Origin of the sequence: Corynebacterium sp. Z-1 (genome assembly GCF_031844665.1) — a bacterium.
GTDB lineage: Bacteria > Actinomycetota > Actinomycetes > Mycobacteriales > Mycobacteriaceae > Corynebacterium > Corynebacterium sanguinis.
On record NZ_CP134621.1, the window covers coordinates 1512249 to 1525804 of the forward strand.

At 65.4% G+C, this 13556-nt stretch carries 11 protein-coding genes; 6 read left to right on the forward strand and 5 right to left on the reverse strand.

The features are described 5' to 3' along the window. Window positions 1–12 precede the first annotated feature (12 nt). Entirely contained in the window at window positions 13–816 is an 804-nt protein-coding gene (locus RIU96_RS07405; RefSeq protein WP_144318382.1) for a DoxX family protein, read from the forward strand. Here RIU96_RS07405 and RIU96_RS07410 read toward each other — a convergent pair. From RIU96_RS07410 to RIU96_RS07425, 4 genes are read right to left on the reverse strand one after another with little or no spacing between them, the layout of a single operon-like run. Beyond that, window positions 700–2031: a glycosyltransferase family 87 protein gene (locus RIU96_RS07410; RefSeq protein ID WP_136653532.1), complete on the reverse strand. Its 1332-nt coding sequence runs from the start codon at window positions 2029–2031 to the stop codon at window positions 700–702. The two genes, RIU96_RS07405 and RIU96_RS07410, sit on opposite strands and share 117 nt — an antisense overlap. Before the next feature lie 10 nt (window positions 2032–2041). Continuing rightward, entirely contained in the window at window positions 2042–3880 is a 1839-nt protein-coding gene (gene ilvD, locus RIU96_RS07415; RefSeq protein WP_311204822.1) for a dihydroxy-acid dehydratase, read from the reverse strand. Window positions 3881–3886: 6 nt separating this feature from the next. Further along, on the reverse strand, window positions 3887–4405 hold the full coding sequence (locus tag RIU96_RS07420; protein WP_136653528.1) for a PH domain-containing protein: 519 nt from the start codon (window positions 4403–4405) through the stop codon (window positions 3887–3889). Window positions 4406–4414: 9 nt separating this feature from the next. Continuing rightward, window positions 4415–5857: a mechanosensitive ion channel family protein gene (locus RIU96_RS07425; RefSeq protein ID WP_144778805.1), complete on the reverse strand. Its 1443-nt coding sequence runs from the start codon at window positions 5855–5857 to the stop codon at window positions 4415–4417. Window positions 5858–6120: 263 nt separating this feature from the next. Between RIU96_RS07425 and RIU96_RS07430 the strand changes: the two genes are divergently transcribed. From RIU96_RS07430 to ilvC, 3 genes are all read left to right on the forward strand, one after another. Further along, entirely contained in the window at window positions 6121–7974 is a 1854-nt protein-coding gene (locus tag RIU96_RS07430) for an acetolactate synthase large subunit (protein ID WP_144742062.1), read from the forward strand. A 1-nt stretch (window position 7975) separates the two neighbouring features. Then, window positions 7976–8491: an acetolactate synthase small subunit gene (ilvN, locus tag RIU96_RS07435; protein ID WP_259812657.1), complete on the forward strand. Its 516-nt coding sequence runs from the start codon at window positions 7976–7978 to the stop codon at window positions 8489–8491. Window positions 8492–8577: 86 nt separating this feature from the next. Then, window positions 8578–9594 carry a ketol-acid reductoisomerase gene (ilvC, locus tag RIU96_RS07440; RefSeq protein WP_311204823.1) on the forward strand — a complete coding sequence of 339 codons (1017 nt, stop codon included), beginning with the start codon at window positions 8578–8580 and terminating at the stop codon, window positions 9592–9594. Between the two features lie 589 nt (window positions 9595–10183). On the opposite strand, the gene RIU96_RS07445 is transcribed toward ilvC, so the two are convergent. Further along, on the reverse strand, window positions 10184–10612 hold the full coding sequence (locus tag RIU96_RS07445; RefSeq protein ID WP_144690036.1) for a hypothetical protein: 429 nt from the start codon (window positions 10610–10612) through the stop codon (window positions 10184–10186). Window positions 10613–10868: 256 nt separating this feature from the next. Between RIU96_RS07445 and RIU96_RS07450 the strand changes: the two genes are divergently transcribed. Together RIU96_RS07450 and RIU96_RS07455 are read left to right on the forward strand one after the other, a co-directional pair. Beyond that, on the forward strand, window positions 10869–11774 hold the full coding sequence (locus RIU96_RS07450; RefSeq protein ID WP_311204824.1) for a cation diffusion facilitator family transporter: 906 nt from the start codon (window positions 10869–10871) through the stop codon (window positions 11772–11774). A 30-nt stretch (window positions 11775–11804) separates the two neighbouring features. Further along, entirely contained in the window at window positions 11805–13547 is a 1743-nt protein-coding gene (locus RIU96_RS07455; RefSeq protein ID WP_311204825.1) for a GmrSD restriction endonuclease domain-containing protein, read from the forward strand. Window positions 13548–13556 lie beyond the last annotated feature (9 nt).

Sequence of the window (13556 nt, forward strand, 5' to 3'; positions counted from 1 at the left end):
GGTTTTTAACTTATGACGAACAACAACTTCCACGACGTCACGCCCGACGACTTCAATGGTTTCGAAGACGTCCCCACCTACGCCGAAGGCGGCTCCACCTCGCGGATCCGCCCAGCCAACACCAGCGACATCTACCAGCGCACCGGCAAGGCAGCACCGACGGAGGTGTTCCCCTCATCCATAAGCCAGCCGACCGAGATGATCGAGCCGGACTACGCGGCAATGCCCGCGCCCGTCGCGGAGCCCGCCTACATTGAGCCGGCCTACGTCGAAGAACCCGTCGCCACCGCGGTCGACGCACGCCGCGGCACAATCGACCTCGGGCTTCTGCTCCTGCGTTTTGTACTCGGCGGCTACCTGATCTTCTCCGCCATCCAGACGTTCTTCCAGCTCGGCGCCTCCCAGGGCATCGCTGGCCTGGAAGCGCAGTTCGGCGCCTACGCCTACGGCAACGCGCTTGCCGTCATCGTTCCTACCCTGGAGCTCGCCGCGGGCGTGTTCATCGTTCTAGGCCTGCTCAGCCCCGTCGCCTCGATGGTGGCGATCGCCGTCACCGGCTTTATGGCCGCCCACACCGCGGCCAACACCGGGACGGGGTTCAACCCCGTAGCGTGGGGAGCTGACGTGTGGCTCGCCGTGATCCTGCTCGGCGTCGCCCTCGCGCACCAGTTCACCGGGCCCGGCTTCTACGCTGTAGACTCAGGACGCGGCTGGGCGCGCCGCCCGCTCGCCTCGTCCTGGATTTTCGCCGCTCTCGGCATCGCCGCCGCCGCGCTGATGTGGTGGTTCGGCACCGGCATCAACCCGTTCGCCTAGCTCAGGCACACCGCGTAGCGCCGCCGCCCACGCGGCCAGCAGCGCTATGCCGAGCCAGACGTAGTCGGAGACCAGGATTTTCGCCCACAGGGGCAGCTCGTGTACCGCGATTGCGTCGCCGAACCACCACTTCGGCGGCACCCCGATGACGGTGACCGTGAACACCGCCACCACGGCGGTGAGGAACACGGGCCACTTCAAAACGGTGGCGCAGCGCCACCACGCCACGGGCAAAATCAACGCCAGCCAGACCCAGTGGTGCGACCACGACACCGGCGAGATCAGCAGCATGATCACGGCGTTGGCCAGGGCGGCGTCGATAAGCATGCCGCGGCGAATGAGCGCGACCATGAGCCACCCGCCGAGCACGACCGTGGCCACGCTCAGGCCCGCCCAGATTAGGTTGGATGACAACCCGTGCGCGGCGAGCGATTCTCCGCTGGGGTAGAAGCGCATCACCATGCCCTTGAGTGAGCTGTTGGACTGATACGTCGTATCCACCCCGAATTCCGAGGTCGTGCCCATGCTCAGCAGGGTCGCGCCGAAGAACTCGCGTGTCGCGTCCCAGCGCACGAGGGCGGCGACCACCGTGGCAATCAGGCCCGAGGCGCCGGCGACGAGGATCGCGCGCACATCGCGGCGCAGGAGGAAGAACAGCAGCATGGCCAGCGGCGTGATCTTGATCGCCGCGGCGATGCCAATCAGCGAGCCCTGCGGCAGCCAGCGCTTGCGCGGCACCACGTCGAGCACGACGAGCGTCATGATGACCACGTTGATCTGGGCGTACATGGCGTTTAAGCGCATAGGTTCGATGCACACGCCGAACGCCCAGGCCACGGCAACCAGCGCGATGAACTGGCGGGTGCCAAGGCGGCCGCGGGTGACTGCGCAAAGCACAAAGTACACGCAAAGCAGCAGGGCAGCCGCGGAAATCGCGATGACGACGTTGCCCAAGGCGTCGTCGGAAAGCCAGCTGGCCATCGCCAGCGGGGTGAGCACGAGCGCGCCGAACGGCGGGTAAATGAACGGCAGCGCCACGTCGGCGGCGTACATCGGCTCGGAGTACACCGGACGGCCCTCGAGGAAGGCGCGGGCGCCCTCCCGGTAGATGATCACGTCGACCGGAAAATCGGTCGCGCGCATCAGGATGACCGTCGCCGCGACGCCGACCACCGCGGCGAGGGCCGTGACAAAAGTGAGCAGGTGGGATTTCACCCAGGCTAGCCTAGTCCACCTGTCGGACAGCGCCCTTGTCGGCGGAGGTTGCCATCTTGGCGTAGGCGCGCAGCGCCTTGGTCACCTCGCGGGTGCGGTTCGGCGTCCACGGGCGCTCGGACGCCTCCATCTTCGCGCGGCGCTCGGCGATGACCTCCTCATCGACGTCCAGACGGATCTCGCGGTTGGACACCGAGATGCTGATGGTGTCGCCGTTTTCCACAAGGCCGATCAAGCCACCGTGCGCGGCCTCCGGGGAGATGTGCCCGATGGACAGCCCCGAGGTGCCGCCAGAGAAGCGACCGTCCGTGATCAGGGCGCACTTCGTGCCCAGACCCGCGCCCTTGAGGAAGGACGTCGGGTGCAGCATCTCCTGCATGCCCGGACCACCCGCGGGGCCCTCGTAACGGATGACGATGACCTCGCCCTCCTGGACCTCGCGGTTGAGGATGACGGAGACCGCCTGCTCCTGGGAATCGAGAACGCGGGCGGGGCCACTGAATTCCCACAGGCCCTCCTCGACGCCCGCGGTCTTTAGGATCGCGCCGTCGGGGGCGATGTTGCCGCGCAGGACGACGAGGCCGCCGTCGGAGGTGAAGCTGTGCTCGACGTCGTGGATCACGCCATTGGCGGAGTCCGTGTCCAGCGACTCCCAGCGCGCAGACTGCGAAAACGCCTCGGTGGTGCGCTTGCCGCCGGGCGCGGCGTGGTAGAGCTCGATGGCCTCGGGCAGGGGGGACTCGGCGCGGATGTCCCAGTCCGCCAGCCACTCGTCCAGCGAGGGGTAGGCCACGGTGTGAACGTTCTTGTTCAGCAGCCCGGCCCGGTTGAGCTCGCCGAGGATCGCGGGGATGCCGCCGGCGCGGTGAACGTCCTCGACGTGCGCCTCGCCGTTCGGGGCGACCTTGGACAAGCAGGGGATTGAGTGGGAGAGCTCGTCGATGTCGTGGAGGCTGAAGTCCACCTCGCCCTCCTGGGCGGCGGCGAGGATGTGCAAGATGGTGTTTGTCGAGCCGCCCATAGCCATGTCCAGCGCCATCGCGTTGCGGAACGCGTCGACGGTGGCAACCGAGCGCGGCAGTACCGACTCGTCGCCCTCGCGGTAGTAGCGGTCGCACAGCTTCACAATGGCCTCGCCGGCCTTCTCAAACAGGGCGCGGCGCGCCGTGTGGGTGGCCAGCGTGGTGCCATTGCCCGGCAGAGACAAACCGAGGGCCTCGGTGAGGCAGTTCATCGAGTTCGCGGTGAACATGCCGGAGCACGAACCACAGGTCGGACAGGCCGCGTTGGCGATCGACTCGAGCTCGGAGTCGGAGACGGCGTCGTTGGCGGACAGGGAGATCGCGTCGATCAGGTCGGACTTCGGCTTGGTCACGCCGCCGACCGAGAACGCCTTGCCGGCCTCCATCGGCCCGCCGGAGACGAACACGGCCGGGATGTTTAAGCGCATCGCGGCGTTGAGCATGCCGGGGGTGATCTTGTCGCAGTTGGAGATGCACACCATCGCGTCGACGGTGTGGGCGTTGATCATGTACTCGACGGAGTCGGAGATGATCTCGCGCGAGGGCAGGGAGTACAGCATGCCGGAGTGGCCCATCGCGATGCCGTCGTCGACCGCGATGGTGTTGAACTCCTTAGGCACGCCACCGGCAGCGCGGACGGCCTCGGCGACGATGTCACCGACGTTTTTCAGGTGAACGTGGCCGGGGACGAACTGGGTGTAGGAGTTTACGATGGCCACGATCGGCTTGCCGAATTCCTTCTCGCCGGTGCCGGTCGCGCGCCACAGGGCGCGTGCGCCGGCGGCCTGCCGGCCGACGGTGGTAACTCGTGAGCGTAGGGGGATCACAGCTTTTTACTCCTTTGTGGTGTCGGGCCGGGGGCCCGGTGTGGTCGGGTGATCGCGCAGGTACTCGTCATACTCCTCGCGGCTGAGAAGTACCTTGCGGCCTTCGCGGTCGATGACCTCGTACTTGCCGTCGGCGGCCTCCGCGGAGGCGGTGATGACATCCTGGATGCGACCCCCGGAAGCCAGAGCAAGCTCGGGTATAGAGTTAAACGTTACACCGGGCATCGGATATTCCTTGCCGCTCGTTGTGGTGGCCAGCGCCCTGGCGCCCTTGAACGCGATACCGGATAGGTCCTCCCACGCGATCGTGGCGTTGGGGCGCACCGGGTACTTCACCGCGATGCCCGAGCCGTCCACCTTCGTCGCGGATCCAAAGACCCAGACGAGGTACGCGGCCGGGATGATCAGCAGCCAGCCGAGAATCAGCGGGGCCCAGGCAATCCCGATCAGCGCAATGCCCGTCATCAGCGCGATGGCGAGCACGTGTTCTCGGGAGGGGCGGAAAACCTGGGGCGAATCAGTCATGGGTACATGCTAGCCAAGTGGGTTTCCGGCCTCGGCAGGGGGAGCTTCGCTAATCGACGCCCCTTCCGTCACGCCCGGGGCTGGCGGCTGCGTGGGCTCGCCCTGGGTACTGGTTTCTGCGGGCGACGGAGTCGGAGTCCGAGGCGCCGTCGGCTGTGCCGTGCTGGGTGCCGGAGCCGGCGGCTGTGTCGGCGTCTGGGTCGGCGCGGGGGCGGGCGCCTGGGCTGGCGTGGTCTCGACCGGCTCCTCAGCCTCCGAGGTGGGGTTCTCCGGTGGCGGGGCGAGCCAGCCGCTGCCGGTGCCTTCCCCGTCGGGGTCGATTGTCAGGCCGCGGATGATCAAAAGGACGATGAAGGCGCCGATGAGGAGGGCCGTCGACAAGCGCAGTGCCCCGCCGAACGCCATGCGCGGCATGGCCTTTTCGTCGTCGGTGAGCACGTCGGTCGCCGGGTCCTCGTCAGGATCGGCGGGGGTGAGGTCGTCGTGGTCGCTGCGCTGGGTGCTCAGTGGGCTGACCGGGGGCATGTACTCGGTGGGTGGGTAGCGGTCAACACTGTTGAACTGCTCGGTGTGGTCCACGACGTGGTCGAGGCGAGTGCCCTCGATGGTGGTGGCTGAGCCGTACTCCTCCCAGAACTCGTTGAGAACCGACAGGCGGATCGCGCGCTCGACCATCCACTGCGCCAACGGCTCAACGCGCACGATGAAGCGCATGTCCAGCGTCCACGGCATACCCACAGTGGCAGGAGGGTTGACGTCCACGGCGGGGTGCACCGTGAGGTCGTCGAGAAGCTTGGGGCGAATATCCGCCCGGTTCAGCGCGCGGCGGGCGGCCGATTCCGAGCGCGCGACGGCCTCGTCGGCGCTGGTCGAGCCGAGCAGCGGGACCGGGATGACGACCACCGCGGAGGCCCAGTAGTTGGATTGGTTGATGCAGATGCGCGCGGTCGAGTTGGGGATGCTGATCGTCGATTGCTCCATCGTGCGGATCTGGGTCGCGCGCATCGTGATCTGGATGACGTTGCCGGAGACCTCGATCCCGTTGCCTTCAAAGGTGACGAAGTCGCCCACACCGTACTGCTTTTCCGTCAGGATGAAAAACCCGGCGAGGAAGTCGGCGATGATGTTCTGCGCGCCGAAACCGATTGCGGCCGAGACCACGGTCGCCGGGATCGCTGCGCCGGCGAGCGAGAACCCGACCTCTTGCAGGAAGAAGACCAGGATGAGGAAGAACGCGATCGCCTGCGCGATATAGATGCCCACACCGGCGATGGCCAGCTGGCTTTTCGCCTCGTCGTTATCCGCTTGGGCGTCGGCGCGTCGTTCAGCGACCCGGTTGGCGAAGCGGCCCGCGCGGGGCACAAGCATCGCGAGGATAATCAGCAGTGCGAGGTTGATTCCGGTGTTGGCGACCCAGCGCCAGGCTTCTTCGGCGATGTAGGCGTACGGCATAGTGCTTTCTTACAGTAGCGCCAAATGACTACCTGTTGAGTATTAAAAACCGTAGCGCTGTGTATGATGTGGTCATGATCAATTCGCGACTAGTAGTAATCATTGCCGGTGCGGCGCTTGCCGTAGCGGTCTGATCTTCTGCTTCAGTCCCTCAAACAAGCGCCCTCGACAGCACCGAAGTGCTGGACCGAGGGCATTCGTTTTTGGTCTTTTTGCTTTTACCTCCCCCTCCACCCGCTTAAAAACACAAGGAGCTATCTCCCGTGGCAGCTTCCAAAAAGCCCTCACCCAAGGCCCGCAAACCCGAAGAGGTCTCGCCGGAGCGTATGACCGGCGCGGACGCTGTCGTCCGCAGCCTGGAAGCGCTGGGCACTGACATCGTCTTCGGCTTGCCGGGCGGCGCCGTCCTTCCTTTGTACGAGTCCCTGTTTGCCGCCGAGAAGCTGCGCCACGTCCTCGTGCGCCACGAGCAAGGAGCAGGCCACGCCGCGACGGGTTACGCCCAGGCTTCCGGCAAGGTCGGCGTGTGCATCGCCACCTCAGGTCCCGGTGCGACCAACCTGGTCACCGCGATTGCCGACGCTTACCTTGACTCCGTCCCGATCCTGGCGATTACCGGCCAGGTCGGCTCGCCGCTCATTGGCACCGACGCTTTCCAGGAGGCGGATATTCGCGGCATCACCATGCCGATTACCAAGCACAACGTGATGGTGCGCAGCGCCGACGAGATCCCGGCGGCGATCGCGGAGGCGCACCACATCGCCTCGACGGGCCGTCCGGGCCCGGTGCTGGTGGACATTCCGAAGGACGTCCAGAACGAGGAGTTCGACTTCTCCTGGCCGCCGGTTCTGGATCTGCCCGGCTACAAGCCGAACACCAAGCCGCACTCCCGCCAGATCGTCCAGGCCGCGCGCATGATCGCCCAGGCCGAGCGCCCGGTGCTCTACATCGGCGGCGGCGTGCTCAAGGCGGAGGCCCACGAGGAGCTGCTCGCGTTTGCCAACGAGACCGGCGTTCCCGTGGTGACCACGCTGATGGCGCTCGGCGTCTTCCCGCAGTCCCACCCGCTGTACATGGGCATGCCGGGCATGCACGGCTCCGTCCCCGCGGTCGGCGCCCTGCAGGAGTCCGACTTGCTCATCGCCATTGGTACGCGTTTCGACGACCGCGTCACCGGCGACACCGACACCTTCGCCCCTGAGGCGAAGACGATCCACGCCGACATCGACCCCGCCGAGGTGGGCAAGATCCGCGAGGTCGACGTCCCGATCGTCGGTGACGCGAAGCGAGTCCTGTCGCAGCTGACCGACGCGTTCAAGGACGGCAAGGCGTCCACGCCGAAGATCGGCGCCTGGATTGAGCGTCTTAACGAGCTCAAGGAGCGCTTCCCGCGCGGCTACGACCCGCAGTCGGACGGCTCCCTGTCGCCGCAGTACGTCATTGAGACCCTCTCGGCTGAGGTTGGCCCGGACGCGATCTACGTCGCTGGCGTTGGCCAGCACCAGATGTGGTCGGCGCAGTTCATTGACTTCGAAAAGCCGCGCACCTGGCTGAACTCGGGTGGTCTGGGCACGATGGGCTACGCCATCCCGGCGGCCCTTGGCGCGAAGGCCGGAGCTCCGGACAAGGAGGTCTGGGCGATTGACGGCGACGGCTGCTTCCAGATGACCAACCAGGAAATCACCACAGCTGCGATGGAGGGCTTCCCGTTCAAGGTCGCCCTGATCAACAACGGCAACCTGGGCATGGTCCGCCAGTGGCAGACGCTGTTCTACGGGGGCCACTACTCGCACACGAAGCTCGGCGGCGAGGTCTACGTCCCGGACTTTGTCAAGCTCTCCGACGCGCTCGGCGCGGAAGCAATCCGCGTGACCACGGAGGAGGAGGTTCTCCCGGCGATTAAGCGCGCGCGCGAAATCAACGACCGCCCCGTGGTCATCGAGTTCATCGTGGGCGAGGACGCGCAGGTGTGGCCGATGATCTCGGCGGGTTCGTCCAACTCCGATATCCAGTACGCGATGAACATCCGCCCGTTCTTCGACCTCGAGGAGTCCGCGGGCGAGGCGCCCGAAGACATCGACGATGTCGTTGAGATCGAGACTGAGAAGGGAAACTGACATGAACAAAGATGAGACAAACCGCCACATCCTCTCCGTCCTCGTCCTTGACCTCGACGGCATCATCACCCGCGTTACGGCCCTGTTCACCCGCCGCGGCTACAACCTGGTCTCCCTGGTCTCCGCCAACACGGAGACCGAGGGTGTCAACCGGCTAACCATCGTCGTCGACGCCAGCGAGTACCACATCGAGCAGATCACCAAGCAGCTTCACAAGCTCATCCAGGTGCTCAAGGTCACGCGGCTTGACGACGCCAACACCATCGCGCGATCTCTCCTTTTGGTGAAAGTCAACGCCGACAACTCGAACCGCCCGCAGGTTGTCGATGCGGCGAACATCTTCCGCGCCCGCGTCGTCGACGTGGCCCCGGAGTCCGTCGTGATTGAGGCGACGGGCACGCCCTCGAAGCTCCGCGCGTTCTTGGACGTGATGGAGACCTTCGGGATCCGCGAGCTGGTCAGCTCGGGGCAGGTCGCGCTCAACCGCGGCCCGAGGGCAATGGGCACCTCGAAGTAGCACGGTCTACTCTCGGAACCAACGCCCACTGTGGCATAATTTGAAACAACCGTCTCACATACTAAGAAAGGTACGTGGTTTCCTCCATGGCAATCGAAGTCTTCTACGACAAGGACGCCGACCTCTCGCTCATCCAGGGCAAGAAGGTCGCCGTGATCGGCTACGGCTCGCAGGGGCACGCTCACGCTCAGAACCTCCGCGAGTCCGGTGTGGAGGTCGTTATCGGCCTGCGCGACGGCTCTAAGTCCGCCGAGAAAGCGAAAGAGGCTGGCTTCGAGGTCAAGTCCAATGCCGAGGCAGCCAAGTGGGCTGACGTGATCATGCTTCTCGCCCCGGACACCTCCCAGGCTGAGATCTTCAAGAACGACATCGAGCCGAACCTTAACGACGGAGACGCACTGTTCTTCGGCCACGGCCTGAACATCCACTTCAAGCTCATCGAGCCGGCCGACAACATCACCGTCGCCATGGTCGCTCCGAAGGGCCCGGGCCACCTGGTTCGCCGCACCTTCGCCGACGGCAAGGGCGTCCCCGCCCTGATCGCCGTCGAGCAGGACCCGTCCGGCATCGGCCACGCACTCGCCCTGTCCTACGCGGCAGCAATCGGTGGCGCGCGCGCTGGCGTCATCCCGACCACCTTCGAGGCTGAGACCGTCACCGACCTCTTCGGCGAGCAGGCTGTTCTCTGCGGCGGCCTCGAGCAGCTCATCATGAACGGCTTCGACGTCCTCACCGAGGCTGGCTACGAGCCTGAGATGGCTTACTTCGAGTGCCTCCACGAGATCAAGCTCATCGTCGACCTCATCTACGAAGGCGGCATTGCCAACATGAACTACTCGGTGTCCGACACCGCTGAGTTCGGCGGCTACCTCTCCGGCCCGCGCGTCGTCGACGAAGGCTCGAAGGAGCGCATGCGCGAGGTTCTCAAGGACATCCAGTCCGGCGAGTTCACCCGCCGCCTCGTCGCCAACGTCGAGAACGGCAACACCGAGCTCGAGGGCCTGCGCGAGAAGATCTCCCAGCACCCGATCGAGAAGACCGGTGCCGAGCTGCGCGACATGATGAGCTGGGTCAAGAACCCGCTCACCGACACCGCTCAGTAAGAATTGCTGCACATACCCGTCGCCCTTCGTGGGTGGCGGGTTTTGTCGTTGGTGGGGGTGTGGGGGTTCCCGGGTGGAGTCCGCAATACGGAGTGGTCACTCTGCCGCTGCGGAGTTTGTAGAGTAGTCACTCTGGCGCTGCGGAGTTTGTAGAGTCCGCAATGCGGAGTCGGGACGACCGTGAAGTTGAGCGTCGGCAAGCAAGGCTGCGTGTGGAGTCCGCAATGCGGAGTTGGGGTGGGGTTTGATTGAGTGTTGGTTAGCGGGGGCCGGGTGGAGTCCGCAATGCAGAGTGCGCGGAATCCGTCAACACCCAGGTGGCTTTCTGTGCAGTGTTTTCACAGTTTGCCTTTGCTGCTGCGGAGTCCGCAATGCGGACTGGCCACTCTGCCGCTGCAGAGTCCGCAATGCGGAGTCGGGGCGACCGTGAAGTTGAGCGTCGGCAAGCAAGGCTGCCGGCAGAGTTCGCAATGCGGACTCACATCCGCGCAAATCGCGCCCACCTCACGCGCCCACAACAAAACCCCGCGCCCTGCGCGAGCAGGATGCGGGGTCGAGTTCTACGGGCCGGGGTGGCCACGGCTAGAAACTAGTTGGTGGGAGCTGCGCTCTCGACGGCGTCGCCAGCGTTTTCGGCTGCGCCCTCAGCGGCGTTGCCAGCGCTCTCGGCCGGGTTAGCCGGCTCGGACTCGCCGCTGACCACTGCGGTCTCGGTGACGTTTTCGGTCTCGGTCGCAACAACCGAGGTGGAGGTCTCGCCGGTGGTGGCGGCCTCGTCGTCGTTGTTGGCGAACAGCGACCAGAGCAGCCAGCCGATGAGCAGCAGGGCGAGCAGGCCCAGCAGCCACTTCCACCAGCCGCCGCCCTCGTTAGCGGTCACGGCCGTGGAGCCGGCGGTGGCGCTAGTGGTAGCAGGGGTGGTGGTCTTCTCGACACGGGTAACGTCAGCGTTCGCGACGGCATCCTTGTCCAGGTTACGGGGGTTCTTCGGATCCGGGGTGGGGTTCTGGTTAGTCATGAAAATGTCCTTTCGTCTAAAGCGATTTATCGTGCCCGCTAGGGCAACCGTCCGACCGCGATCTTACAGTTGGATAACTGTCCGCCCGCAGTGGGTTGCCTAACTAGGTTAACAAAATCTTAAGCACCTATGCGCTTACGGTTGTGTAACGAAGCCGCAACAGGCAGTATTCGCCCTACTCCGGATAGGTTTCCTGGACAAAGTGCTATTTTCAATAGCTTGTCATTTACCGTGTTTTCCAGCTAGAGTGTGTCGCATGAGCCACACACACGAGCATTCGCCAGCACACGCGCCGCGTCGCGCTCTGCTGACGGCGCTCGCGATCACCGCGACAGTGTTCTTCGTTGAGTTTGTCGGCGGCTACCTCTCCGGCTCCATGGCTCTGATGGCGGATTCGATGCACATGCTCTCGGATTCGGCGGGCCTGATGATCGCGGTCATCGGCACACTGATCAGCCAGCGCGCCTCCACCGCCGTGGCCACGTACGGCTTCGCCCGCGCCGAGGTTCTCACAGCGCTCGTCAACGCGGTCTCCGTCATCGCCGTGACGGTGTGGATCGTCGTCGAGGCGCTGTCGCGATTGCGCGACCCAGCCCCGATTCACACGCGCACGATGATGCTCGTCGCACTGATCGGCCTCGTCGCCAACGCCGCCTCAGCCGTCGTCCTGCACCGCCACAAAGAGGGATCGATCAACGTCCGCGGCGCCTTCCTGCACGTCATCGTCGACCTGCTCGGCTCCGTCGCAGTCCTCGCAGCAGGCGCCGTGATCGCGCTCACCGGGTTCACCCCGGCCGATGCGATCGCCTCGCTACTCATTGCCGTGCTTGTTGTGCCGCGCGCCTTGCAGCTGCTCCTCCAATCGCTACGCGTCCTTTTGGAACAAGCCCCGCGCGGCTTCGCGACGCAGCGCATCGAGCCCACCCTGCGAAGCATCGACGGCGTCATTGATGTCCACGACGTTCACGTCTGGTCCCTCGGCGGCTCCGACGTCGTGGTCACGGCCCACCTCGTCGCGCACGAAGACGCGCCCCGCGGCCCGCTTCTCGACGCCGCCCAGCAGCGCCTCACCGACCTCGGCGTCGACCACCCGACAATCCAGGTGGAGCTGCCAGGCCACACCGATCACGAGCGCGCGTGCGGCGCCTCGCTTGGCAGGTAGAGCTGTCCCTTTTGTCTTAGAGTGTGGGGCATGGGCTTTACCACGCCGAGCTACTCGCTGTCCGACCTTTTCGCACGCGTTCACCGCGGCGAGCTTCAGTTGCCCGATTTCCAGCGCGAATACACTTGGGACGTCGACCGCGTCCGCACCCTCGTCACCTCTGTCCTGCGCGGCTACCCGATCGGGTCGCTGCTCGCCCTCGACACCCGCAACGTCGCCCCGCGCTTCAAATCGCGCCCGCTCGACGGCGCCCCGCAAGCCCAGGTCCAGCCGGGGCTTTTGCTTCTCGACGGTCAGCAGCGCCTGACGTCGCTCTTCCACGCTTTCAGCGGCGACGGTGTCGTACCCACCGTCGGCTTTCTAGGAAACCGCATCTCGAGGCGCTTCTTCGTTGACATCCGCCGCGCCGTCTCCGCGCAACCGCTGCCGGTGGAGGCCGTCTTCGCCGTGGATACTAACGGCGACGTCCGCTCCCACTTCGGCCCGGCGATTAGCGGCGGGCTCAACACCCGCGAGGGCATGCTAAAGCACGGCGTAATCCCCGTTTCAGCCCTGCTTGACGACGGCGCCAACTCACTGCTGTTCGACATCGCGGCCACCACGATGGACAAGCAGATGCGTGAGGCCGCCGCGGCGTTTCAGTCGCGCGTGGTCAGCCAACTGCCCGCTTACGACATTCCCATGGTGCGCATTGACCGCGACACCTCGCTCGTGGGCATCGGGCAGATCTTCGCCCATGCCAATTCGGCGGGTGTGCAGATGGACGTCTTTGAGCTGCTCACGGCGACGTACGCACTCCAGGACCCGGAGTTTGTGTTGGCGGAGCATTGGGCGGGCGTCGAGAAGCAACTGCGTGAACACCCCGCACTGGCCCACATCGGTCGAATCGAGTATCTGCGTGCGATGTCACTGTTGATCACTGGGCGGCGTGGCCCCGCCCGCGGGCACCGCGGCGACATCCTCAGCATCGACCTCGAGGGCTACCTCGCCCACGCCGACGAGGTCGCTGCCGGTTTCGCGGCCGCGGCCGAGTTCCTCGCCGAGCGCAGGATGCTCACCACCGACCAGGTCCCGTACACCGCGCAGCTGGTCACCCTCGCCGTCCTGCTCGCGCGGCTGGCGGATCGCCCCGGGGTGCTAGACAACGAGCAGTCGCGCGACCGCCTCAACCGCTGGTTCTGGTCGGGCGTGTTCGGTGAACTTTACGGCGCGCATTCGCCCATCATCCGCGCCGGGGCGGATGTCGACGAAGTCACGCCCTGGGTGATGGGGGAGACAGACACCACCCCGCGCACCGTCGAGGACGCGCGCTGCACTCGCGCGCGCATCGTCTCCGCGGGGCCCGATTCCGGCGTCTACCGCGGCCTGTTTGCGCTGCTCATGGCCCGCGACGCGCGTGATTGGCGCACCGGCCAAGCCTTCGAATGCGACACCATGGAGCGGCTCGAGCCCACCTTCGAACTGGTCTTTCCGCGCGGGGTGTGTGACACCCGCGGGGTCGATCCGCAGTTCGCGGAGTCGGTGGTCAACCGCACGCCGATGGGTGTGCGCACCCGCATTTTCATCGAGGGCAACGAGCCGAAGCGCTACCTGCCGAGGCTGCAGTCAAAGTGCCTGATGGAGGACGCCGAGTTCGACGCGATGCTCGCCGCCCACGAGATCAATCCGCGGACGCTGTTCGCGTCGGACGTCGATACGTTCATGCGCGAGCGCCTTGATCGCCTGGCCACGATCATCGAGCACGCGATGGGCAAGCCGGTGGACGAAAGCTAGCGCCGCCTC